Here is a 23,779-nt window from a genome sequence, read left to right as displayed (position 1 = left end):
TCCTTTATATTTATTCATACTATTTTTTTATTATTTATATGATACAATTTATGGACAAAGCCAGATTAGGGGGGATTACGATTTCTAAAGTAAAGCGTCTGTTATTACAATCGCTAGGGTTTATTATTGGACTAGCATTTGGTCTATGGAGACCACAACAAGTACAATTTATGTTACCGGTACTTGGAATCAGCGTAGGAATCGGTTATTTTCTGCTTTCTAAAGTCACCACAGATAAAGAAAAGAACTTGAGTGAAATTAGATGGTTTATCCCCATTCAGATGATAATGTATTTTATAATCGGCGGTGCAATTGGTTCTTCTATTTATCTATATATGGAAATATATTAAAAGAGCTATCTGACTGGGCTAATTCCCCTCTGTCAGATAGCTTTTATCCTGTATTTGGTTACTGAACCATTGCTAAAGCCCCCATTGGGTCCCATGGTTCTAGTTCTGTAACTGGTTCTTTAAGTGCTTTTAACCATTTCTCATCTACATATTTTCTGCTGACAGTGATTTGATAGTTGTATTCTTCAAACCACTTGTCACTCATTGAGTAGATTCCTTTATCTCCTGAAGTATCTCCCCAACTGTTTTCGACTTTCCAATTAATTGGTTTACCATCTTCATCTAAATCAACTCCCACAAAAACCATAGCATGAGTTAATAAACTTTCACCATAATCCAGTCTTTGTGCTTTAGTTAATTCGATAGTGTCACCTAACGTTGCTTCATAGTCATAAGCATGATGATCCATAATCCCAGCTTTACGATCCAGCATTTTACCAACATCACATCCAAACCAGACCGGTTCTCCATCTTTAATAGCAGTAACGGCAGCATCTTTCAAAACATCAATCGGTACATTGATATAAGTAACTGGTTTTGCTTCTTTTACAGTTCCCAGATATTTTACAGTATAAGCTTTACCATAAGGTTTATCTTCAGTAGGCGCATTTATAAGACTAACTCTATCTTCTAAATCCCACGCTACATATTCTTTGAAAAAATCTTGCGGAGTAATATCTTTAATCCGGTGGAACTTATCTTCTTTGTCTTTATATTCATAAGTGAAAGTTGTAGGAACCTCTCCTAAAGTTTTGACTAAAAGATTGTAAACAAAGTATAAATACTCATCCTTCTGCACAAGTAAATCTTCTTTTGTTTTGCCTGCTTTATATGCATCACGCAGTTTAGCAGCAAAATCTCTTAATTTTCCAGTTAATAAGCTATTCAACTCGCGTGTGTTTGATGAATGATAGGTTTCAGGCATCACTGATTTAGGTACAGCTCCATACTTTTCTAATAGTCCAGAGAACATATCCCACTGTCCTCCGTCTTGAATTGGATCAAATAGTAAATGCTGAACTAATCGAGAGTTTAATGGCTCTTCAACTGTATCGATAATATTTTCTAAAAAATAGTTAGATTTTTCAAGTTTATCCCAGAAAAGTGTATAATTTTGTGAAAACTCAAACGTCTTTATGTCAAGTTTTTTCATTGTATCTACTCTTGCTGTATTTAATGCAGCAAACATCCAACAGCGACCACTGGATTTCTGATTAGTGATGTCCCCTCTATTCGTTTCATCTGAAAAAACAAATGAATGGCGTCTAAGCATATTATTGTCAATTGAGGCATCTGCTATACCTACTTTAGCAATCGCTTGCTTAACTGCATGATTGGCTGAATTTGAATTGAATTTCTTTTGGTACGATGTTAAAAGACTTTCATTGATCGTCATCTGAACTTCCCCTTCTTTAATGAATTAGTACTATCATACCGAAGAGCTTTAAAAATGACAAGGTGTCACATAAAAAAACTGACTTATTCATTGTAGAATAAGTCAGTTTTCTATAATTATTGTGGAGGAAAGATGACTCCTCCGATCAATCTATTATCTGATTCTGTATTTCCCATTTCGCTATGGATGATAATCGAAGTACCACTCTCAGTAGCGAGTGTTCCATCTTCTTCAGGTAGGATTGATACATTTTCCAATTCTAAGGTCTGATTAATCACACCATTTTCAGAAACTTCTAGATTTGGTGTATCTATACCTGAGATTGCTTCTCCCGCATCCTCAAAACTAGGCGGAGTTGCTGAACCATTCTTATGAAGTTGTACATTTAATTCTCCAGAATTCACATTTTCAAGACTTAAGGTTAATGATACACTCTCTTCTCCCTCATCTAATATGGCTGTTCCTACGATTTCAGAATCACTATTATATAAATCTACATTTAGTGTAGCCATTTGCGCGTCTGTTTCAGTACTATTTTCTCCCTCTTCTTGATTTGCCCCTGGTGCAATTTCAGGAGCATCTGTATCTGCACAGGCTGAAAGAGAAACGCTAGCTACCAATAGCCATCCCCACTTAATCCATTGTTTCATTATGTTAGCTCCTTAATTTGATTGATTTCTTCTATATTGTACCAACAACGAATCAATATCACGATAATTATGTATTTTTGACTTATTGTCTTACTCTTTTCATGATAAAATAAACAACAACAAACAATAAGGATGATGATTAAAAATGAATTATGGTAGTTACCGATTTACACGTGCAGAAATCGATTTGGATCATATTGAATATAATTACAAAAAAATGAAAGAGTTTCTTTCTCCTAAAACAAAATTTATGTCCGTAGTCAAAGCCGATGCTTATGGTCATGGAGCAGTTGAGGTTAGCAAAAAGTTAGAAAGCTTAGGTACCGATTACCTGGCAGTTGCTGTTTTAGATGAAGCATTGGAACTTAGAGATGCCGGAATCGAAACACCGATTCTGATGTTTAGTCCCATTGAAGAAGAAACAATTACTACAGCTATTATAAATGATATTGCCATCACCGTATTCACAAAAGAAATTGCTCACCTTATCCGTTTGAAAGCTGAAGAATTACAAAAAACAGCATTAATTCATTTAAAAGTAGATTCAGGAATGTCTCGTATCGGTGTTCGTTCATCTGAAGAAGCTCTAGCAGTGATGCAAGAATTAAATTCTCTTTATGTTAAAAATGCCGGAATCTTTACACACTTTGCAGATGCTGAAAATTTAAATGATCCTTCTTTCACTAAAGAACAATTTCATAAATTTATGGATATTGCCGATTATCTAGAGACACAGAATATCTATTTTGAGTTAAAGCATTGTTGTAATACTGCCGCAACTCTGGCATTTCCCGAATTTCATTTGGATATGATACGTACAGGTATATCTCTATACGGCTATCACCCAGATAAGAAAATGGAAAGTTTTGTTAGCCTGAGACCCGCTATGAAGTTAACAACTCACGCTGCTTTTATTAAAACCATACATCCAGGAGACACGGTTGGATATGGTCGAACATTTACCGCTGAAAAAGAAATGCAAATTGCCACTATCCTTTTAGGCTATGCTGATGGTATTCCCAGACAGTTATCCAACCGATGGTATTTAACTGTAAACAAAGCAAAAGCTCCAATCGTCGGTAGAATTTGTATGGATCAGATTATGCTGGATGTCAGCGAAGTTGATTCTATCTCACAAGATGATGAGATTGTGTTTTTTGGTGATCCAAGCAGTCACTATCCTTCATTATATACAATGGCTGAGCTGACGAACGGATTTCATTATGAACTGTTATGTGGAATTGGAAAAAGAATTCCTCGTGTTTATAAAGAACAAGGCAATGTAGTTGTCCGAAATAATACATTACTGGATTAATTAATCGTTTTGAAATTTAAATATTGAATATCTTTCCGATTTATTAATAAGAGATTATCAAATTATAATTAGTAGTTGACTATTTTTCTATCGTTATTATATGTAAAAATACCCTCTAAGAATATTTCCTAACTAAACAAGGTAAATAAAAAGTCAAAGTGCTTGAACAGGCACTTTGACTTTTTCATATCTCATATTAAAATTAATTTAAAATTTGTACTTCTATTGAGCGACGTCCAAATTGTAGTGCTTGTTGAAGATCTGTCATGTGAATATCAATGCGGTTCCCATTAATTGCACTACCAGTATCTCCAGCAACAAATTCTCCATATCCTGGAATATAAACTGTAGAACCTAATGGTATAACACTTGGATCAACAGCAATCACATTTGGATTTTCTCTTAAATCAATACCTGAATAAGTGATATTTCCAAGATTAGATTGATTTCTTGAATATGCAGTTGCTTCTACAGTAATCGTTCTACCAGCAACTGGTGCAGTTGCTTCAGATTCAGATGAAGAAGTGTTTACTTCTTTTTCTTGAGTAGCTTCTGTAGTTGCTTCACTTTCTTCTTCAACTACTTCTTCTTTAACTGACTCTTCTACTTCATCCGGTGTTTCAGTTTCTACTACTTCTTCTTCAGAAACATCATAACTAACAACTTCATCGTTGTTCTCAACAGAAATAATTGAAGAATCTCCACTTAAATAAATTGTTGTTCCAACATGGATCATGCTTCGATTATCAATATCATTAACCTTAGCTAATTTATCTACTGATAAATCGGTAGCTTCTGAAATACCCCAAAGTGTATCTCCCCATTGGAAAGTATAACTTACTGAGTCTTCGTTGCTTTGTTCTGCTTTTTGTTCCTCAATTTCGGATGTGATTTCCGCCACTGTTCTTGGTTCCCAATTTGCTGCAGACATTTCTTCTGCATTTGCTTCACTTGTTGCTCCAAAAGTAATCATTGTTGCGAATGCAATTGTTGCTCCTGCTTTGATTAAATATTTCTGCACTGTAGACATAAGTTGTCGTGCTCCTTTTCATTTAGTCGATATCGTATGATTGATATTCTGTCGCATATGTTTGAATGTATAATAGATTGATTAACAAAAATTCTAATCTATCTGCGACCAGATGTTATCTTACCACGTTATCTACAAAATGGAAGGGTGATATGCCCGTTGTTACGCCTTTTTAGTATTACTGTATTATTCTACTTACTTTTTTACAGTTGTGTTGCAGAACATTACTAATAAGATTCTTTAGTAAAAACCAGGAAGCTATATTCGATTTATACATCATATTATGCATTTAAACACCATTTAATGTATTTTAATGCTTTAACTACTGGTTTAATTGTCATAGTATTTACATTTCAACCTTTATTTTGAATTGATTAATTCGCTTTCACGTTTTTTCTCTGTAATATTAAATTATGATCCTATCACTTGTACTTTATTTAATTTTTATTGAATCAATTGCTTCTGGTCATTATAAAATTGTCTATAAGCCAGAAAACTGGCAATCACACTAGAAATACTAGTAACTGCGATAAGCATAAACATTACTACAATCTGATACCTAATTGCTTCTGTAGGCTCTACTCCCGCAAAAATTAGACCTGACATCATCCCCGGTAAACTAACCAATCCTACGGTTTTTGTACTATCAATTGAAGGGGTCATACCTGTTTTAACACTTTCTCTTATAATACTCATTGAAGCTTGCTTTTCATTTGCTCCTAATGCTAATTTTTCTAATACTTGTTGTCTCTGATCTTGGAATTTCTGATTAAGGGCACGATAAGTCAATCCCATTGCTACCATAGCATTACTAGCTATCATTCCCGTTATAGGTACGATCTGTGAAGGAACCCACTCAATAGCTCCAGTAAAAACTAACAACCCTAAAGTAATTGCTGTACCTGTACCTAAAGAAAATATAGAGATTTTAAACGAATCAGGTATGCCTTCACTTCTTTTATGAGCGTTATAAGCAGCATTGAATACAATAAATAATACCATTGCTAGCGTTACCAGCACATTGTCTAGCTGGAAAACATAACTTAAAACATATCCTATAATAAAAAGCTGTATTACTGCTCTCAATCCTGCTATAAAAATTTCATTTCCAAGCCCTAATTTCTGCTTGTAGTCTATAAAGATTGCAATCATTAAAAGTCCTGTTGAGAATATTAATGATAGATTATTGATTTCAAGATTATTTCCCATCATTTTCCTCCAAGCGGCCGTCTACAATATGCAACAGTCTAGTTGAGTCTGAAAGTTCGGTTTCATCATGTGTAATTTTTACAACTGTAATTTGATTTGATTTGTTTAAATCTGAAATTACTGAATGAATAATTGCTTTGTTATTCGCATCTAAAGAACTCGTAACTTCGTCTAACAGTAACACTTCTGGTTGAAACAATAGATTTCGAACCAGTGCCACTCGTTGCTTTTCTCCACCAGATAATTCTGCAACGGGTTTATTATAATAGGCTTCTGGTATCTTCACTTTTTCTAAATATGATTTGATATAAGATTCATCAGCTTCCTTATCTCTTATAAAATAAGGAAAGGTCAAATTATCTTTTACGGTTTGATCGAATAAAGAAGCATTCTGAAAAAAATAAGAAACTTCTTTACGATACACTTCCGGATCGATCTGTTTTAATTCTTTTCCTTTATAAATAATTTCTCCCTCAGTGGGACTGAATAAGCTTCCGATAAGTTTGAGCAACGTACTTTTCCCGCTACCAGAGGGGCCCGTAATTGTCAGAACTTCTCCTTTTTGTATATCCAAAGTAATATCTTCTAAAATTGTTTTTTGGGCAATCTTAAAACTAATCTGTTTTAAAGATATAATTGGTGTATCCATTTTTATCACTCCATATCATGATCTTTGCTCTAGTAAGTTACTGTAAGCCTTGTTCTTCGGCTTCTGTTATTCTTTCAGCCTGTTCTTCTTGTGGTAAATAGGTAAATCCTTCTCCAGTAACTTCCTGTACATCTGAAATAGTCACAAAGGCATTGGGATCAATGGCTTCAACAATTCTTTTAATTGGCAACACTTCGCGTCGACTGATAATAATATACAAAATTTGTTTTTTATTTCCAGTATAATGACCACTGCCATCTAGTATAGTTATTCCACGACCGATCTGCAATTCAATCTGTCTTGCGATTTCATCATATTTTTCTGAAATGATAAAGAAAGATTTTCTTGGATTTAATCCCTCAAGCACAAAATCGATCATTTTAGTCTGAATAAATAAATTGACTAATGTCAGAAAAACATTCTCTGTTCCTATAATAAATACGCTAGGCACCACAATAAAAATATCAATTAATAATAATGAAGCAGGAATATTTATTCCAAGATATTTTTGCATTATTTTTGCTAAGATGTCACTTCCAGCAGTGGTTCCATGACCTAGCATAATTAAACCAATCCCCGCACCCATAAAAACACCTGAACCAATCGGCGCAAGCAGAGTTGTTTCAGGAATAAATTCCCATTTTGTTACAACTAAAAGTAAGACTGAAATAATTCCATTAGCAACTAGAGTATAATTCAACGTTTTTTTATCTAAAAACTTATACCCAATTGCAATAATTACGATATTACAGATAAAAATGGTATAAGACGGCTCTATATTCGTAAGGTAAAATAGAATCAGAGAGAATCCAGTTAATCCTCCCTCTGCTAAATCATTAGGTACAGTAAAAACATTCACACTAATGGCATACAAAAAAGAACCAAGAATGATCAAGATCATGTTTTTAACTGTTTCTTTATTTGCAATTGATTTCATTATTGATCTCCTTTCTGAATACTTCTTTACCTCCTACTACTGTAGAAAGAACTTGCACTTCTTTAAGCTCACTTGGTTCACAGGTAAAGATATTTCGATCTAACAGAACAAAATCCGCTAAGTATCCAGACTTGATTCTTCCTTTGACATTTTCTTCAAAGCTTGCATAGGCACTTTCATAAGTATAAGCATCTACTGCAGAATAAATATCCATTGACTCTTCCGGTAAAAATCCATTTGCTGACTTTTCATCTAATCTCTTTCGTGTGATCGCACAATATAAATTAGCCCAGGGATCAAACGTTACTATAGGAGCATCTGTACTAAGCGATTGATGTACTCCTGCTTTTCTTAATGTTTCAAAGGCATAAGAATTCTGAGCGCGTATTTCTCCTACTCTATCGTATATGATAGGAATGTCATCGTTTAAGAAAATAGGCTGTACATAAGTCAAATACCCTTTATCAATCACACGCTCAAGTAAGTCTTTATCTGTTATTTGAATATGATTAATACCTAAACGCAAATCATTCGGCTTACCTGCTAAAGCATAATCAAAAGCATCCAGAATTCTCTCAACACCTTTATCTCCAATACCATGTATAATGACTTGGAAATCATTCTCTACTGCAACCTGAACTTCATGGTTCAATTGCTCTTGAGTTTTAGTTTCAACACCATAGTTTCCCGGATCATCTGAGTAAGCTTTTCTAAGGGCTGCTGTCCTTGCTCCCAATGTACCATCCGAAAATAACTTAACTGGCCCGATTTTATTATAGAGACTACCTTGTCCAAGTTTATACCCTTTATCAAAGAACGGCTGCATATAGGCATCGTCGTTGAACCAGATTTGATGGTAAAATCGCAGACTCAATTTCTTTTCTGCCTCTAACTCTTTATATAAAGACAGAGTTTCCTCAATTTTATTATCCTTTGCGTCATTTACGTGCATGGAGGTAAGGCCAAAACTATTTGCCAACTTCATTGCTTGTTTCAATAACTGTTTCTTTTTCTCTCTGCTGGGTTCTGGAAGAAATGGTCGTACTAAATCAATAGCTCCTTCCGTTAAGACTCCTGTAGGTTCCCCATTTTCATCTTTTTTAACTTCTCCACCATTTTTCGGAAAAGAAAACTTGGTAATATTCAGTTGTTCAATAGCTTTTGAATTCAAACTCATGATATGACGGTCGACTCGCACCATTGCGACGGGGATTGTAGTAGAAATTTTATCCAAGTCTGTTCGATCGGGAATTTTCTGAATATCTGTAAAGTAATTCTGATTCCAACCTTCCGTATATAAAAAGTCTTCTTCGGTATACTGTTTTTCTTTGATATAATTTTTAGAACGCTCAATTAATTCCTGCATAGAGGTTACATCAGTTAATTTTAACATTTCTAAATATTCTGCTGCCATAAGAAAGTGAAGATGAGAGTCATTCAAACCAGGAATAACTGTAGCACCTTTTAAATCAATTACTTCTGCTTTATCTTTATACTTGTTATACAGTTCACGTCCTCCAACAGCTCTTATGTACTCATTGTCTACTAACATTGTTGTAGCAAACTGTTCTCTTTCAATGTAGATTGTTCCATTTACATATAATTTCAACCAACTTCGCCTCCTAAATTCACTTACTATTGTATCACGAGAATGAGCTGTGAATACAGTTTTTAAAATTAACTATACTCAATCTATTTCCCAAAAATCCAGTCACATTTAATTGAGATTAATATCACAAGAAATAAAGCGCCTTTCTTGACTGAAAATAAAAAAATTTCTACCTGATTGATAAATCAGGCAGAAATTAGTTTTAAAAAATTTATTTCAATTTACAGCCAACTACCTGTAAATTGATGTATTCCATAAGTGTTATCTGTTGCATCAATCTCTCTAGTCCAATAATCTTTTGGAGAGAAATACTCAAGAGGGAATATATGGCAGTTTTCAACTACTTGTTTAGTATTGTCGGGTTTCAATCCGCGCTCTGTCATAATTTCTGTGATTCTAATGACATTAGTCTTGCGGTCATGAGACCCATCTTCTTGTATAAATGTACGTCCATCATAATCGTTATATAATTCTTCAATAAAAGGATGGTGCGGTTCAGCTCCAATTATTCCAGTTGAAATCTCTGTTTCAATTTCAAAGCTGAAGAATGCTGGCAAATCTCTAAAATCATCGATTGGTTTTATCAATTCCATATCTGTATCTACATAAACGCCCCCATATTCTTTCAAAGCGTATAATCTAGCTACATCTGATACAAAAGCCCACTGCTTTTCATCGTAAGCCTGTTTTGTATAAATCCCATGATCTTCCGGCTTGAAATTTGATTCGTCCCACACCATAATTTCCCAGTCTGGACAATATTTTTTCCAGCTTGCCAAACATTTTTTTTCTAGTTCTCCTAGTTCATTTCCACCAAACCAAGCATAATGTATAATTTTAGGTATCATATTTTTCTCTCCTTAGTTAATTAGATAATTATCATGAAATTTTCTTGAAAACTTTAATCTAATTGTAACAAACAGATCCCTGTAAAATCGAATAAAAGGCTTGAAGAAATGAAGTTTTATTTCATATTGATTATATTTGTGTTATTAAATAAGCATCAATCTGGTTTAAGCATCTTCTGCAAAACGTTCATGACTGATCTCCATATGATCAGACATTGGCTGTATTTTTCTTTTGTATACGTATCGCATAGCAACAGCAGAAAAGACAACAGCGACTGCCTCGGATATGACGATTGCCCACCATACTGCATGGACGTTACCAGTGAGTGATAACAAATAAGCTGCTGGAATCAACACGACCAATTGTCTGATGACGTTTACCCATAAACTGAGCATGCCGTTCCCTAAAGCTTGAAATACCGTTCCCATAATTATACTGAAACCTGCCAGTATAAAACTAATACTAATTGTTCTAAGTGCAGATACTCCAATCGCTGTCATTTCTTCTGAAGCATTAAATAAACCTAATAGCTGAGTGGGAAAGAGTTGAAAGAATATTGTTCCTGTTAACATCAAACTGATTGCATAGATGAGGCAAATTTTAATTGCCTGAATCATCCGTTTTTTATTTCTTGCTCCATAGTTAAATGAAACAATAGGGATCATTCCATTGTTCAAACCAAAAACCGGCATAAAAGCAAATCCTTGTAGACGAATATAAACTCCATATACAGCTGTAGCAGTTGAAGTGAATTGTAGTAGAATATTATTTAATAAGAATGTGACTAAGGATGTAATCGAAGTCATGATCATAGATGGTATCCCTACAGAATAGATTCGTTTGATAACTGTCCAGTTCGGCCGGAACCCTTTGTATTTCATATCTACATCATCATTAAATTTAGCATTGAAGGTAAACGCCATAATTGCTGAAACAATTTGTGCAAACACTGTGGCGATCGCAGCTCCATAAACACCCATAGCAGGGAATCCAAATAATCCAAAAATCAAAATAGGATCCAATGCTATATTTAAAATCGCCCCTGTTCCCTGAGTAATCATCGTGTATAATGTTCTACCTGTCGCCTGAAGCGTACGTTCGTAGACAAACTGCATGAATTTCCCAATAGAAAAAGTTGTTATAATCATTGTGTATTCTATTCCATACTGAATAATAACTGGATTATCTGTTTGAGCTTGAAAGAAAGGACGAATCAATAATAATCCTAATATCAGAAAAACTGCATAATGAACAAATCCTAAAAAGACACCATTATTGGCAGTTTTACTTGCTAAATCTCTTCTATCTTCACCTAATCTTTTTGAAAGTTCTGCATTCATCCCTACTCCTGAGCCAACTTGTATCGCAAGCATCAGCATTTGGACTGGATAAGCAAGAGATAATGCAGCCAGTGCCTCTTCACTGATTTGTGCAACGAACATACTGTCTACTACGTTATATAGAGACTGAATCAGCATTGAAATCATCATAGGTAGTGATAAATTCAATACAAGTCGGTTCATCGGCATTGTTCCTAATTTATTTGATTTCATTTTTTTCATAGACTACACACCTATTCTACTTATCGAAAATTTATTTTAACCTTACCTAATATTTTAGTTAACTTTACTATTATACCCAAATCATAAAGCGAATAAAAGAAGTACCTTTTTCTCGTGTGTGTCAAGTTGTTGTAGGAAATCTCTAGAATCACTTTTTCCTGTTATTGTTTTTCGCTGTTTACTGAGGGATATGGGCTCATTGAGCCTTTCTCCCTCAGTAAACAGCCTTAAACTCTCTTTATTTTAGTGCTTTAGCCAACTGTCCCAGAGCGTGAGAAGACGCACAGTACTTTCCAATACTGCCTTCAATCACACCGATTGATTTTTTAGTTTTATATTTCTTTAGTAATGTACGGATTATCCCTTTGAATTCAGGGATGATTTCCTGTTTAAAAGCAGGAATCGTTTCAGTTAGCGCTTGTAAAAACAAACCATTCTTACGAGCCGAAATGATAGCCGCTAAGTTACCTGCACCTTTCTGTCCGAATCCACGACCTTGTCGTTTCATACGATAACTATAGGGACGGTGATTACTCTCGCAAACGCCAATCCCTTTTCGAAGAGAAAGATGACGTAAGTGAAGTTTCTTTAAACTGTCCCAATTTCGATCCAAGTAGCTGAGTAATTTTGTCAGTTCAACCTCATATTCAGCTCTACGATAATCGTCTTCAATGCGATTATTTGCTTGGGCAATCACTGCACAAACCTGAGTATAATCCCATTCTCTAACCGCTGAAATCATCTGGTAAGACATTTCCTTATCGAAAAACAAACGCTGTTTGATTTTTTGATTCACATGATAGGCATCTCGGAAGTGTTCATGTCGTGCGCATTTCCCAATAATCGAATCAAATTTGTCCTTCTCATAGCCACTACCTCCATCACTATTTGAAATAATGACCGTATTTCGAAGATTATACGTCGCTTCAATCCACGCACTCGCTCGTCTAAAAGCCTCTTGGCTCGATTTTGTACTTTCAAACATCAGGGAATGCACTAGAACAGGCCGTTTTCCTTTTTTCGCCACACCTTCATGAATCTGCACACGATGAAGCTCCGCACGTTCTTTTCCTTTACGTCTAGTCAAAAGCAGGCCATCCCCTTCAATAAATAGAACAGGTACTTTTCTCTTTTTTTCCATCCCTGTTTCATCAGACAAAGGTTTCTGTTCTGTCCATTCTTGAACTTTTTGACCGACACGTTGGGTAATGGAGTGAATAGCTGAATGACTTAAAGAAAAGTTGGTTAATAAATCAATTGCATCGGCAGCTTTACGATACACCCCATCTGAAGCCATTTGCGCTGCTTTCATTTCTACCAAGGGAGAATTTCTTGAACGAGGAGACAATTGTAAAAACTTATCTAGCGGGATAAGACTGGTTTCTCCTTTTTTACGCACACGTCTACGTGAAAATTCAACGGTCCCAAAGGTAAATTGCATCGTACGCTTTCTTACACTATCTATCTCGTACCCTTGATCTTTGTATGATTGAATACACTTTTTATCTAAACGCTCCATGCATTCTTGAAAGTATTCCTCCGCTTTTTGCCTGAAAAGCTCCTCAAATAAGATTTCTGCCTCTAAAAGTGTATTCGACTCTTCTAATATTCCCATCATTTGTGCTATAATTTCCATCGTAAAGAAGACCTCTTTCTCTCTAGTTTCCGCAAATTCTAGATTAAGGGTCTTCTTTCTTTTTGTCTACCCTATTTTTTTCCATTTCCTACATAAACTTTACACATAGCTTTTTCTCATTAAATTATTTCCGATATTAGCTATAATATTTATTATCTTAATAAAGAAGTACAAATCAAACTCTAGTATTTTCCCGTTTTTCTGATACAATATTCTAGAGAAAAGAGAAAGGAGCTGGAATAATATATGAAAGTTATTAGAAAATTAATTACTTTACTTCTGGCCATACTTTTCGGTTTCTGGTTAGCAACAACTGGAATTCTACACGGTACTATCGTTGGCGATTGGTTAGAAACCATTGTCAATATTGTTCCTTCTCCAAATGAATGGCCAAACTTCAGTACAGTAACTGATAAATCACTGGATATCAGTGATTCTAGTGACCAGTTAAGTACAATTGAAAAATCTGATCAGTCAGCTTCTTCCTACCAATCAGAATCATCTGAGGTAGATTATCAAATAGTTGAAGAACGTATTTTTATTTTATTAAATGACTTAAGAGAAGAACAGGGGTTAAACAGTCTTAAAAAAAATAATATACTGAAAAAAGCTGCAGACCTTAGAGCTCAGGAAACAGAAGTTTCTTTCTCACATACTCGTCCTAACGGCAAGAATCCATTTACTATATTTGAAGAAAATGGATTAGCTTATCCTTACCGAGTAGTCGGAGAGAATTTAGGAATGGCAACGTATTATTTAGACGAAAAAGAAATGGCCGAGCTGCTGTTTAACGGGTGGGTCGAAAGTGAAGGTCATTACGAAAACATGATTCGTCCGGATTATGAAGAAATTGGTATCGGCGTTCACTATGATGGCGAGTTCTTATACGCTACCCAAATGTTTGGAACTCCTATGTAAAAGGAAAAATAATTATAGAAACTATAGAACAGCGAGTGCTCTTATATTATGTGAGCACTCGCTGTTTCTGTTATTCCTTTTTTATGCTTCTTATATAGCAGAAAATATGCAGGACTGAAATTACACTGAGTAACGATTATACAGTTCAGGTCGACGGTCCTCAAATACATTGATCTGTTCTTTAATGGTTTTACGTTTCTCTAAATCTAAGGTCGCATTTAAAATCGTTTCATTATCGTTGGAACTAGCCAGTACTTCGCCAGCAGGATCTACTATAAGTGAATGTCCACAAAAAGTGAGCTTGTCTGTTGTTCCTACACTATTTACTCCCACCACAAATAACTGATTTTCAATTGCTCTTGCTTTTAATAAAGTCTCCCAGTGAGATACTCGAGGATTTGGCCATGCTGCCGGGATAAATAATATCTCAATCTCCGATAATGCTAATAGTCTTATCCATTCTACAAATCTCAAATCGTAACAAGTTGCTATCCCTACCTTTACTCCATCTAACTCAAAAATCCCTAACTGATTACCTGCAGTAAATTTATTATGTTCTTCAGAGGGAGAAAATAAATGTACTTTATGATAAGTGTGGATTAGGTTCCCTTCCCGATCAAACTGATAGCTTGTATTATAGTACTTTTCCTCATAAACTGTTGCCACAGTTCCACCAACTATATTCACCCGATACTTTTCACTCAAATGACTGAGAAATGCTTTAGTCCGTTTCCCATCTTTGTCAGCATTGGTCTGAATATTATCTGGAAAGAAAGACACATTCCACATTTCGGGTAAAACGATTGTATCTGGATGATATTTTTCCATTGTCTTTTCAATTTCATTTTTTATTTTTTTTTCATTTTGAAGCGGATCATCAAAAGCTAAATCTAATTGAATTGCACTAATTTTCATCTTGTTCTCCTCTACTCAGATTTTATTTATCACTAGTTAAAAACTTCTTTCTAAGATACCCTGCTACAATATAAAATCATATTTTTAATTGTAGATTTAGCTTATCATTATTTTTATATTTAGCAAATATGATAAAGTTATGATATGAAAATATAACCGGTACCAGAACATTTTAATTGGTAACTATTGAATTTATATCGAAATTAGTGTATAAATAGTATATAGTAGTAAACGATTTCATTGCAGTCTTTTAAGCCGTCTCTGATGATTATTCGAATTATTTGTTATTTGAACAAAAAATGTAACCGCGTTCAATTATTAAAAATCAGAAAACCGACGGACTTAAAAAGAAGGCTTCAGCTGTCGTATACGTATTAAATTTGTTTCAAAAGGGGAAATTACTATGTCAACGAAAACTATTATGTTAGTGTGTGCTGCTGGAATGAGTACCAGCATGCTTGTTTCAAAAATGCAAAAAGCTGCTGAAGCAGACGGAATAGAAACAGACATCTTCGCAGTTTCAGCAAATGAAGCAGACAGCTATTTAGAATCTAAACCTGTAGATGTATTAATGTTAGGTCCTCAAGTGAAATTCTTAAAAAAACAAATGGAAACAAAAGTTGAAGGAAAAGGTATTCCTGTAGAAGTAATCGATATGAGAGATTACGGTATGATGAATGGAAAAAGCGTGTTAGACAAAGCTTTGGAATTAAGTAAATAAATTATAAAAATCTTCTCGCTGAGAAATATACTTAAGAAGGGAATTTAGTATGTCAGATAGAACAGAAGAACAAGAAGAAATGCTGCAAACTATCATGGGATTGATCATGCATGGTGGCGACGCTAAAGGTAATGCAATGGAGGCAATACAAGCAGCAAAAGAAAGTGATTTTGAAGCTGCTGAAGCAAGTTTGAAACTAGCTGATGAAGCCTTAACACGTGCACATCATTCACAGACGGGTTTATTGACAAGAGAAGCTTCCGGAGATAGTGTAGAACTATCACTATTAATGGTTCACGGTCAAGATCATTTGATGAATGCTATTACATTTAAAGATTTAGCCGTTGAAATCGTAGAATTATATAAAACACGTTAATGTAATTATAAATCAAGACTCTGAGATTTTTCTCAGGGTCTTGTTTATTTACTATATTAAAATAATTGTTCCATTTCTTTTACTTTTGTATACAAAAGTTCATTGACAGGGGTTGGAATACCATGTTCTTTAGATTTAGCTAAAATCGTCCCTGCAAACAGTTCTACTTCAGTCAGTCTTTTAGCTAACCCATCTTGTCTCATGGAGGGCATTCCTTCCGGATCTACTGTATCGATGATATCAAATGCACTTTGAATATGTTCTTCTTTCAATGGAATCCCTTCTGCTTGGGCTATCAATACAACTTCTGCCATAGCTGCCCAAGCTTGTTCATGATAGTCTCCTCCAGTTTGAATACCTTTATAAGTCGTTTCATTGACCATAACAACCTGGTTCACGCCTACATTCATGATAAATTTCTGCCAGATTTTCAATATTATATCTTCTTCTATAGTATAAGGAAACTGGGCTTCATCAAATAGTTCTTTTACCCTCATCAGTCGTTGCTCTTTTTCTGGTACATCGACTCCGATCTGCAGCCATCCCTTAACTTTAGATCGTACATTTTGTCCTTCTCTTGTCGCATCCATTCCGATTGCAACTGTAGGAATTACTTTTTCATGTCCGAATCTCTCTCCTAAAATTTGTTCGCTGGATATCCCATTGATTAATGAGAGTATAGTGGTATGTTCTCCAACCTGATTCTTCATCGATTCCATGCCACTATCTAGTGTTAGAGACTTAGTACAGACAATGACTAAATCTGCTGGATTCCCTTTTTCTGTTTCCAAAATATAATTGAAATCACAGTATTCTCCATTCAATGTGACTCCCTCTTTTTCATACCGTCTTTTTCTTTCTTCATTTACAATAATTCGTACACGTTCTTTTCCCAAAGCAGCTGATAAGTGCTGACCATATAATATACCTAAAGCACCTAATCCAACGATTGCGATTGTTTGTTTAGTCATCTCTACTTCACCATTCTTTCGATTATCATTTATGTATTTATCATAGAACCTATCTTACCATATTCATGAATCATGGGTATTATTTCATGTTTTAATTTGTAGCTCAAGATCGAAATGATTGATGAGTTAGACATAATTGACTTTTTCTTCTTGCTCACAAAAGATTTCTTTAATGAGATACCTGTAAATCACTTTATCTTATTTTTGATACAATTTATTATTTTGAACCGCATATAAAATCAAAATATAATCCAAAAAAGCCACATCAAATTCGACGTGGCTTCCTTTATCTAATAATTTTTTACATCATTCCGCCCATTGCGCTTGGATCCATTCCAGCTCCTGGAGCTTCTGGTTCAGGAATATTGGCAACTGCCGCTTCAGTTGTAAGGAGTAATGCAGAAACAGATGCAGCGTTTTGTAATGCAGAACGCGTTACTTTAGTAGGATCAATGATACCTGCTTCTACCATGTTGACCATTTCACCTGTAGCTGCGTTAAATCCAATACCTGGTTCCACATGTTTCAAGCGTTCAACAATTACACTTCCATCAAGTCCAGCATTGAATGCAATTTGACGAACTGGTTCTTCTAACGCACGAACTACGATTTTAACACCAGTTGCTTCATCGCCGGTAGCTTCAATTTCTTCCAGCTTGTTCAAAATGTTAATATAAGCTGTTCCACCACCAGCAATCACACCTTCTTCAACTGCTGCACGAGCTGCGTTCAAAGCATCTTCAATACGTAATTTACGTTCTTTGATTTCTGTTTCAGTTGCTGCTCCAACTTTAATGACAGCAACCCCACCAGCAAGTTTAGCAATACGTTCTTGTAACTTCTCGCGGTCGAATTCAGAATTTGTTTCTTCTGACTGAGCACGTAACATAGAGACTCGTTGTTCGATTTTATCCCTTTCTCCAGCTCCTTCTACAAGTGTAGTGTCATCTTTAGTAATAACTGCTTTGCCGGCAACACCAAGTTGATCAATGGTCATATCTTTCAAGTCTAGACCTAGATCATCAGTAATCACAGTACCATTTGTCAAAATTGCGATATCTTCAAGCATTCCCTTACGACGGTCACCAAAACCAGGTGCTTTAACCGCGACAACGTTTAATGTTCCTCTTATTTTATTCAGTACTAGTGTTGGCAGTGCTTCACCTTCAATATCATCAGCAATAATTAATAATGGACGATTTTGTTGCATGATGTTTTCTAGAACAGGAAGAATGTCTTGTACAGAAGAAATTTTCTTGTCTGTGATCAAAACATAAGGATTATCCAGATTTGCTTCCATTTTTTCATTATCCGTAACCATATACTGAGATAAATATCCACGATCAAATTGCATACCTTCTACAACATCTAATTCAGTTTCAATTCCTTGAGATTCTTCGATCGTAATAACACCGTCACTACCAACTTTTTCCATAGCATCTGCTAATAGTTGACCGATCTCTTCATCTCCAGATGAGATTGCTGCAATTTGAGCGATTGATTCTTTTCCTTCTACTTTAGTAGAAACTTCATGTAAAGCTTCTACTGCACGTTTAGTGGCTTTTTCAATTCCACGGCGGATACCAACTGGATTGGCACCAGCTGTAACGTTTTTCATTCCTTCATTAACGATTGCTTGTGCTAGCACCGTTGCAGTGGTTGTTCCATCTCCAGCGATATCATTTGTTTTGCTTGCAACTTCAGCAACTAACTGAGCACCCATATTTTCAAACTGATCTTCCAGTTCGATCTCTTTTGCAATCGTCACACCATCGTTAGTAATTTGAGGAGCACCAAAAGATTTATCTAAAATAACGTTTCTTCCTTTGGGACCTAATGTTACTTTTACTGTGTTTGCCAATTTGTCTACTCCACGTAGCATTGCTGCACGTGCATCTTCAGAAAATTTAATATCTTTAGCCATTATTTCCACCTCTTAATTAAATTTTTCAAACTTTCAATTTTATGATTTGACACGAATAAAATACAACTTCATAAAAATTATTCTACAACAGCAATGATATCTGAATCTTTAAGAACTAAATATTCATTGCCTTCATATTTAACTTCTGATCCAGCATATTTCTCGAAAATCACTTTATCTCCAACTGCAACGTCCATATCGGCACGTTTCCCGTCATCTAAAACTTTCCCACTACCCACAGCGACTACTTTAGCTGTTTGCGGCTTTTCTTTTGCTGACTCCGGTAAAACAAGTCCACTGACAGTTTTTTCTTCTTCTTTGATTACTTCCAGAAGAACACGATTTCCTAAAGGTTTTAACATGGTGTTATCCCTCCATATAATTTTATAGTTGAGTTTATATTCGTGTTAGCACTCGATGCACCCGAGTGCTAACTCCAATACTTAGTATATTCAAAACTGAGTTTTCTTGCAACCCTTTTGAAGTTAAAAAATTGATTAAAATCATATCTGGAATACTGACAAAATTTATGTTAAGTTACTAGTAATGTCAAAAACGACTTTATTATCTTTAGAAAATGAGGATGAATCTATTGGAACAATCACATAAAAAAACAGCTCTCCAAATCATACTGCTGTATATATTCGTTCAGTTGGCAACCGTACTAACCGCTCAATTTCTACCTGAAAGCATTCGTACAGATGGGGTAATCTGGTCTAACCTGCTTTTCTTTACTCTTGGTGCAGTCGGAATGATTTATCTCAACCAGAAAAAAGATTTTACATTTTCTTTTGAAAAACCCTTTAGATCAAATATTCCTGAAATTATCTTATGGGGATTTCTCGGATTAATTATTGCGCTCTTTGCGCAATTTATTGCTACAATGATTGAAATCAATTTCCTTGGTGCATCTCAAGACTCACAAAACACTCAAAATATTATTGCAATCATCAAGCAGTATCCTTACTTTCTTCTACTCTCTTCTATAGCCGGACCTATTATGGAAGAATTTGTCTTCCGTAAAGCAATATTTGGTATGGGTTTAGAGAAAATCGGCGGAATAGGTGCAGCTGTTGTCAGCTCGCTCATGTTTGCAGTCATTCACTTTGATGGAAGAATTTTAGTTTATTCTACTATGGGACTTGTTTTTTCTTGGTTGTATTTCAAGACAAAAAACATTTGGACACCTATCATCGCCCATTGTCTTATGAATACAGCTGCTGTAATTGGAAATCTGATTCTAAATAACTAAAGAATTTATTGTATGAAAGGATTTTTAAATGACCGAAAAACAAATTCTAAGCTATATATTTTTTAAGTACGTAATGTGCTTTATATTACTCTACTTCGTCATTGATATTGTCGGATTGGAAGGATGGGGTATATTCCCGTTGTTGTTTGCCTTTCTGGCTACCAAAGACTTTGTTCAGGGAACTCGTCTAGCAGATTCATATTTTAAAATCAGGAAAAACCGAAATAAATAATCAAAAAAGCAGCTACCCGTTGATTAATTCAATCAAACAAGGTAACTGCTTTTATTTTCCTGTATTACTTAATCTTCTACAAATATCTCTCCAGTTTCTTCATCAATGATTACTTCTTCCTCATCATCTAATTCTTGATAATAATTGATGAAATAAATCAACGTTTGTAATTCATTAGTCAAGTCAACATTGTGTACACGCACACTGTCAGGAACATTCACTCGAATAGGTGTAAAGTTCATAATTCCTTTAACGCCACCTTCGACAAGTTTGTTCGCCATTTCCTGCGCAATTTCTGAAGGAACAGTCAAAATCGCAACATCAATTTGCTGCAGATCCAACTGTTCTACCATTTCATCTATATGATAAATGGGAACACCTTGGTGAATGGTTCCAATCAATTTCTCATTGATATCAAATCCTGCACTGATACGGGTATTATTGTTTCTTCTGAAATTATAATTCAAGAGAGCTTGTCCTAGATTTCCTACACCGATCAAGGCAACATTCGTCAATCGATCCTGGTTCAATGTTTTACTGAAAAAGTTCATCAATGCTTCAACATCATATCCATATCCACGTTTTCCTAATGCACCAAAGTACGAAAAATCTCGTCTAATTGTTGCACTGTCAACTTTTACTGCTTCACTAAGCTTTGCAGAAGAAACACGATTTTTTCCTGCTTCATGGAGAAAGCGTAAATAACGATAATAAAGGGGTAATCTCCTTGCAGTAGCTTTTGGAATTTTCTTTTCTACCATACTTTTTCTCCTTCAAATTATAATTCAATATAAAACTTCCCATTAAACTAAAAGTAATATACCTCATCTAATATTTTTAACTTTCATTTCACAAATTCCTATAGTATTTCACTAACTATTATAGCACGGAATTTATAAATTGGAAGTTAATATGACTATAAAATAAGGGATTCTATATTACCTATGAGAATATTATCATATATGATCATATCAGCTTGTGAAAAAATCGATAGAATTCATCTTATAAAAAGCAATTACATCTATCGAAATTTCATCATTTTTTTAAGCAGTTATTATGATCCATCATCGACTGTTCTGTTTATCAGTCATGGAATATGCTAAACTTATAAGACAAGATATTTGAGGAAATTTAACTGTTTAACGTACAAATTTTAAAAATGAGGAATATAAAATGATACTTTTGCAAACTCAAAAAATAGCTCGTCATTTCGGTGCTGAGGTACTATTTAATGATGTCACATTGGAAATCAAAGATAATGCTAGAGTTGGTTTAGTGGGACGAAATGGTGCTGGAAAATCTACCTTACTGCACATTATTTCCGGACAGGAAGAACCAGATGCTGGAAGAGTCAATAAAAAGAAAGATATAACCTTAGGGTTTTTAGATCAACATACTGGTTTAGAATCCAATAAAACGATATGGGAAGAAATGCTAGCCATATTTGAACCTGTTATCCAGATAGAAAAAGAAATGAGAGAAATTGAGTATCAAATGAGCTCTCCTGATTTATTATCAGATAAAGAATACTATCAGGAATTGCTAAAAAAATATGACTCGCTTCAAGAGTCATTTAAACAATTGAATGGATATGGCTACGAAAGTGAGATACGCTCTGTTCTTCATGGCTTTCGCTTTTACGAATCCGACTTTTCAACTCCCGTTTCCCAGTTATCTGGAGGACAAAAAACGAGATTAGCTTTAGCGAGACTACTGCTAGAAAAGAAGGATCTGCTTATTTTAGATGAACCCACCAACCATTTGGATATCGAAACCTTATCCTGGTTAGAAAAATACTTGCAGAATTATACGGGAGCTTTGCTGATTGTTTCCCATGACCGTTATTTTTTAGATAAAGTTATCAACGAAGTTTATGAAGTAAGTAATAAGAAAGTCCAGCATTTTACTGGAAATTATTCTAACTATCTCAAACTTAAAGCTGAACTGATCCAGAAAATGTGGAAAGAATATGAAAAACAACAAAAAGAAATAGAGAAAACAGAAGATTTCATCAATCGGAACTTAGTTCGTGCCTCAACAACTAAAAGGGCTCAGTCACGTAGAAAAATGTTGGATAAGATGGATAAAATAGACAAACCTCAAGGTGATGAAAAGTCTGCCCATTTCAGTTTTCATACTGAGCGAGAATCTGGTGGAGTTGTCTTACAAACAGAAGATCTGGCAATTGGTTATAGCCATCCTTTAGCCAGCCACATTGATATGGACATCCGTAAAACAGATGCCATTGCACTGGTTGGACCGAATGGAGTAGGAAAAACAACTTTGCTTAAAACCATAGTAGGACAGTTGCCTAAACTGTCTGGAACAATTCAGCTAGGTACAAAAGTAGATCTTGGTTATTATGATCAAGAACAAAGCTTACTTCATTCCAATAAAACCGTGTTAAATGAGCTATGGGACGAACATCCTTCCATACCAGAACAATCTATTCGCACTTTACTTGGCAGTTTTTTGTTTTCTGGGGATGATGTCGAAAAATCAATTACTGCTTTAAGCGGCGGTGAAAAAGCTCGAGTTGCACTGGCAAAATTAGCTATGGAAAAAAACAACTTCTTGATCCTAGATGAGCCCACTAACCATTTGGACATTGATTCAAAAGAAGTGCTTGAAAATGCTCTGATCGATTTCGAAGGAACACTTTTATTCGTCTCACATGACCGCTATTTTATTAATCGAATGGCAACAAAAGTAATCGAAATCTCTACTGATGGTTTATCTTTATATCTAGGAGATTACGACTACTATCTTCAAAAGAAAGAAGAACTTGAGGAATTAGCTCGACTAAAAACTGAAGAAGAAACTCAAGATAATACCACTACTGAGGAAATTAGTCTTCCGCAGGATCAAGGAATGAATCGTGCACAGCAAAAGATTCGTCAACGCGAAATTCGCCGTTTGAATAGATCTATAGCAGATCTTGAAGAGCGTATGCAAAAAAGTGAAGCTGAATTAGATTCTATCCAGATAAAACTTAGTGATCCGTCTGTCTACGATCAACCTGAAGAAGCGGTAGCGCTAAGTGAAAAACATGACAACTTACAGGCAGAACAGGATTTACTCCTCGAAGAATGGGAAAATCTAAACTTAGAACTTGAAACATATGAAAAAGACTGATTATTCCTCTCAAAATTGGAGTAATGTTTAATATACTATTGATTTTGATATTTAATTTCTTTATAGGTATAGTTAGAATAATCTATAATTTAACGGTTTAAGGCTTTAATTTAAGTGTTCTGATTTATTTTCAAAACATTGGT

The 23,779-nt window shown here is 34.9% G+C and carries 23 protein-coding genes; 8 read left to right on the top strand and 15 right to left on the bottom strand.

Annotation, left to right across the window (positions count from 1 at the left end; all coding sequences use genetic code 11):
- Positions 1-50 precede the first annotated feature (50 nt).
- The gene (locus BKP56_RS05125) at positions 51-350 is read left to right on the top strand and encodes a hypothetical protein (protein ID WP_072694104.1); all 300 of its coding nucleotides are present in this window, start codon (positions 51-53) and stop codon (positions 348-350) included.
- A 58-nt stretch (positions 351-408) separates the two neighbouring features.
- Here BKP56_RS05125 and BKP56_RS05120 read toward each other — a convergent pair whose 3' ends face one another.
- Positions 409-1,746, bottom strand: a complete 1,338-nt coding sequence (locus BKP56_RS05120; protein ID WP_072694103.1) for an aminopeptidase C — start codon at positions 1,744-1,746, stop codon at positions 409-411.
- Positions 1,747-1,862: 116 nt separating this feature from the next.
- Complete coding sequence (locus BKP56_RS05115; RefSeq protein WP_072694102.1) at positions 1,863-2,396, bottom strand: hypothetical protein; 534 nt, start codon at positions 2,394-2,396, stop codon at positions 1,863-1,865.
- A gap of 145 nt (positions 2,397-2,541) precedes the next feature.
- Here BKP56_RS05115 and alr point away from each other — a divergent pair, with 145 nt between their 5' ends.
- The gene (gene alr / locus BKP56_RS05110) at positions 2,542-3,711 is read left to right on the top strand and encodes an alanine racemase (protein ID WP_072694101.1); all 1,170 of its coding nucleotides are present in this window, start codon (positions 2,542-2,544) and stop codon (positions 3,709-3,711) included.
- 202 nt (positions 3,712-3,913) lie between these two features.
- On the opposite strand, the gene BKP56_RS05105 is transcribed toward alr, so the two are convergent.
- The 8 genes from BKP56_RS05105 to BKP56_RS05070 all read right to left on the bottom strand — a co-directional run bounded on the left by BKP56_RS05105 (position 3,914) and on the right by BKP56_RS05070 (position 13,192).
- Entirely contained in the window at positions 3,914-4,741 is an 828-nt protein-coding gene (locus tag BKP56_RS05105; protein WP_072694100.1) for a 3D domain-containing protein, read from the bottom strand.
- A 444-nt stretch (positions 4,742-5,185) separates the two neighbouring features.
- A complete protein-coding gene (locus BKP56_RS05100) occupies positions 5,186-5,950 on the bottom strand; it encodes an ABC transporter permease (protein WP_072694099.1) in 765 nt (254 codons plus the stop codon).
- The gene (locus BKP56_RS05095; RefSeq protein ID WP_072694098.1) at positions 5,940-6,599 is read right to left on the bottom strand and encodes an ABC transporter ATP-binding protein; all 660 of its coding nucleotides are present in this window, start codon (positions 6,597-6,599) and stop codon (positions 5,940-5,942) included. Before BKP56_RS05095 ends, BKP56_RS05100 begins: the two co-directional genes overlap by 11 nt.
- A 37-nt stretch (positions 6,600-6,636) precedes the next feature.
- The gene (locus BKP56_RS05090; protein ID WP_072694097.1) at positions 6,637-7,536 is read right to left on the bottom strand and encodes a YitT family protein; all 900 of its coding nucleotides are present in this window, start codon (positions 7,534-7,536) and stop codon (positions 6,637-6,639) included.
- Positions 7,517-9,145, bottom strand: a complete 1,629-nt coding sequence (locus BKP56_RS05085) for an amidohydrolase (protein ID WP_072694096.1) — start codon at positions 9,143-9,145, stop codon at positions 7,517-7,519. Before BKP56_RS05085 ends, BKP56_RS05090 begins: the two co-directional genes overlap by 20 nt.
- A 221-nt stretch (positions 9,146-9,366) precedes the next feature.
- Positions 9,367-9,993: a glycosyltransferase family 32 protein gene (locus BKP56_RS05080; RefSeq protein WP_072694095.1), complete on the bottom strand. Its 627-nt coding sequence runs from the start codon at positions 9,991-9,993 to the stop codon at positions 9,367-9,369.
- Positions 9,994-10,158: 165 nt separating this feature from the next.
- Positions 10,159-11,556, bottom strand: a complete 1,398-nt coding sequence (locus BKP56_RS05075) for an MATE family efflux transporter (protein ID WP_072694094.1) — start codon at positions 11,554-11,556, stop codon at positions 10,159-10,161.
- Between the two features lie 238 nt (positions 11,557-11,794).
- The gene (locus BKP56_RS05070) at positions 11,795-13,192 is read right to left on the bottom strand and encodes an ISLre2 family transposase (RefSeq protein ID WP_072694093.1); all 1,398 of its coding nucleotides are present in this window, start codon (positions 13,190-13,192) and stop codon (positions 11,795-11,797) included.
- A gap of 246 nt (positions 13,193-13,438) precedes the next feature.
- Between BKP56_RS05070 and BKP56_RS05065 the strand changes: the two genes are divergently transcribed.
- On the top strand, positions 13,439-14,110 hold the full coding sequence (locus BKP56_RS05065) for a CAP domain-containing protein (RefSeq protein WP_091896211.1): 672 nt from the start codon (positions 13,439-13,441) through the stop codon (positions 14,108-14,110).
- A gap of 120 nt (positions 14,111-14,230) precedes the next feature.
- On the opposite strand, the gene BKP56_RS05060 is transcribed toward BKP56_RS05065, so the two are convergent.
- The gene (locus BKP56_RS05060) at positions 14,231-15,025 is read right to left on the bottom strand and encodes a carbon-nitrogen family hydrolase (protein ID WP_072694092.1); all 795 of its coding nucleotides are present in this window, start codon (positions 15,023-15,025) and stop codon (positions 14,231-14,233) included.
- A 403-nt stretch (positions 15,026-15,428) separates the two neighbouring features.
- Between BKP56_RS05060 and BKP56_RS05055 the strand changes: the two genes are divergently transcribed.
- Positions 15,429-15,746, top strand: coding sequence for a PTS sugar transporter subunit IIB (locus BKP56_RS05055; protein ID WP_072694091.1), 318 nt, complete (start codon positions 15,429-15,431; stop codon positions 15,744-15,746).
- Positions 15,747-15,795: 49 nt separating this feature from the next.
- Positions 15,796-16,122 (top strand): PTS lactose/cellobiose transporter subunit IIA, encoded by a 327-nt coding sequence (locus BKP56_RS05050; RefSeq protein ID WP_072694090.1) that lies wholly within the window; start codon positions 15,796-15,798, stop codon positions 16,120-16,122.
- A gap of 56 nt (positions 16,123-16,178) precedes the next feature.
- Here the strand turns inward: BKP56_RS05050 and BKP56_RS05045 are convergent, their stop codons facing one another.
- The 3 genes from BKP56_RS05045 to groES form a co-directional block, all read right to left on the bottom strand.
- On the bottom strand, positions 16,179-17,093 hold the full coding sequence (locus tag BKP56_RS05045; RefSeq protein WP_072694089.1) for a ketopantoate reductase family protein: 915 nt from the start codon (positions 17,091-17,093) through the stop codon (positions 16,179-16,181).
- A 301-nt stretch (positions 17,094-17,394) separates the two neighbouring features.
- Entirely contained in the window at positions 17,395-19,017 is a 1,623-nt protein-coding gene (gene groL / locus BKP56_RS05040; protein WP_072694088.1) for a chaperonin GroEL, read from the bottom strand.
- A 77-nt stretch (positions 19,018-19,094) separates the two neighbouring features.
- Positions 19,095-19,379, bottom strand: a complete 285-nt coding sequence (groES, locus tag BKP56_RS05035; protein WP_072694087.1) for a co-chaperone GroES — start codon at positions 19,377-19,379, stop codon at positions 19,095-19,097.
- A 230-nt stretch (positions 19,380-19,609) separates the two neighbouring features.
- Here groES and BKP56_RS05030 point away from each other — a divergent pair, with 230 nt between their 5' ends.
- The gene (locus BKP56_RS05030; RefSeq protein WP_072694085.1) at positions 19,610-20,269 is read left to right on the top strand and encodes a CPBP family intramembrane glutamic endopeptidase; all 660 of its coding nucleotides are present in this window, start codon (positions 19,610-19,612) and stop codon (positions 20,267-20,269) included.
- A gap of 28 nt (positions 20,270-20,297) precedes the next feature.
- The gene (locus BKP56_RS14230; RefSeq protein WP_072694083.1) at positions 20,298-20,501 is read left to right on the top strand and encodes a DUF4305 domain-containing protein; all 204 of its coding nucleotides are present in this window, start codon (positions 20,298-20,300) and stop codon (positions 20,499-20,501) included.
- Between the two features lie 68 nt (positions 20,502-20,569).
- On the opposite strand, the gene BKP56_RS05020 is transcribed toward BKP56_RS14230, so the two are convergent.
- Positions 20,570-21,262: a redox-sensing transcriptional repressor Rex gene (locus BKP56_RS05020; protein WP_072694082.1), complete on the bottom strand. Its 693-nt coding sequence runs from the start codon at positions 21,260-21,262 to the stop codon at positions 20,570-20,572.
- A gap of 412 nt (positions 21,263-21,674) precedes the next feature.
- Between BKP56_RS05020 and BKP56_RS05015 the strand changes: the two genes are divergently transcribed.
- Positions 21,675-23,636: an ABC-F family ATP-binding cassette domain-containing protein gene (locus tag BKP56_RS05015; RefSeq protein ID WP_072694080.1), complete on the top strand. Its 1,962-nt coding sequence runs from the start codon at positions 21,675-21,677 to the stop codon at positions 23,634-23,636.
- Positions 23,637-23,779: the final 143 nt, after the last annotated feature.

Origin of the sequence: Marinilactibacillus sp. 15R (genome assembly GCF_001895285.1) — a bacterium.
Taxonomy (GTDB): Bacteria; Bacillota; Bacilli; order Lactobacillales; family Carnobacteriaceae_A; genus Marinilactibacillus; species Marinilactibacillus piezotolerans.
This window is presented reverse-complemented; position numbering and strand designations above follow the sequence as displayed.

Coding starts and splice junctions, on each gene's coding strand:
- BKP56_RS05125 (WP_072694104.1), top strand. CDS start 51: ATGGACAAAGCCAGATTAGGGGGGATTACGATTTCTAAAGTAAAGCGT.
- BKP56_RS05120 (WP_072694103.1), bottom strand. CDS start 1,746: ATGACGATCAATGAAAGTCTTTTAACATCGTACCAAAAGAAATTCAAT.
- BKP56_RS05115 (WP_072694102.1), bottom strand. CDS start 2,396: ATGAAACAATGGATTAAGTGGGGATGGCTATTGGTAGCTAGCGTTTCT.
- alr (WP_072694101.1), top strand. CDS start 2,542: ATGAATTATGGTAGTTACCGATTTACACGTGCAGAAATCGATTTGGAT.
- BKP56_RS05105 (WP_072694100.1), bottom strand. CDS start 4,741: ATGTCTACAGTGCAGAAATATTTAATCAAAGCAGGAGCAACAATTGCA.
- BKP56_RS05100 (WP_072694099.1), bottom strand. CDS start 5,950: ATGGGAAATAATCTTGAAATCAATAATCTATCATTAATATTCTCAACA.
- BKP56_RS05095 (WP_072694098.1), bottom strand. CDS start 6,599: ATGGATACACCAATTATATCTTTAAAACAGATTAGTTTTAAGATTGCC.
- BKP56_RS05090 (WP_072694097.1), bottom strand. CDS start 7,536: ATGAAATCAATTGCAAATAAAGAAACAGTTAAAAACATGATCTTGATC.
- BKP56_RS05080 (WP_072694095.1), bottom strand. CDS start 9,993: ATGATACCTAAAATTATACATTATGCTTGGTTTGGTGGAAATGAACTA.
- BKP56_RS05075 (WP_072694094.1), bottom strand. CDS start 11,556: ATGAAAAAAATGAAATCAAATAAATTAGGAACAATGCCGATGAACCGA.
- BKP56_RS05070 (WP_072694093.1), bottom strand. CDS start 13,192: ATGGAAATTATAGCACAAATGATGGGAATATTAGAAGAGTCGAATACA.
- BKP56_RS05065 (WP_091896211.1), top strand. CDS start 13,439: ATGAAAGTTATTAGAAAATTAATTACTTTACTTCTGGCCATACTTTTC.
- BKP56_RS05060 (WP_072694092.1), bottom strand. CDS start 15,025: ATGAAAATTAGTGCAATTCAATTAGATTTAGCTTTTGATGATCCGCTT.
- BKP56_RS05055 (WP_072694091.1), top strand. CDS start 15,429: ATGTCAACGAAAACTATTATGTTAGTGTGTGCTGCTGGAATGAGTACC.
- BKP56_RS05050 (WP_072694090.1), top strand. CDS start 15,796: ATGTCAGATAGAACAGAAGAACAAGAAGAAATGCTGCAAACTATCATG.
- BKP56_RS05045 (WP_072694089.1), bottom strand. CDS start 17,093: ATGACTAAACAAACAATCGCAATCGTTGGATTAGGTGCTTTAGGTATA.
- groL (WP_072694088.1), bottom strand. CDS start 19,017: ATGGCTAAAGATATTAAATTTTCTGAAGATGCACGTGCAGCAATGCTA.
- groES (WP_072694087.1), bottom strand. CDS start 19,379: ATGTTAAAACCTTTAGGAAATCGTGTTCTTCTGGAAGTAATCAAAGAA.
- BKP56_RS14230 (WP_072694083.1), top strand. CDS start 20,298: ATGACCGAAAAACAAATTCTAAGCTATATATTTTTTAAGTACGTAATG.
- BKP56_RS05020 (WP_072694082.1), bottom strand. CDS start 21,262: ATGGTAGAAAAGAAAATTCCAAAAGCTACTGCAAGGAGATTACCCCTT.
- BKP56_RS05015 (WP_072694080.1), top strand. CDS start 21,675: ATGATACTTTTGCAAACTCAAAAAATAGCTCGTCATTTCGGTGCTGAG.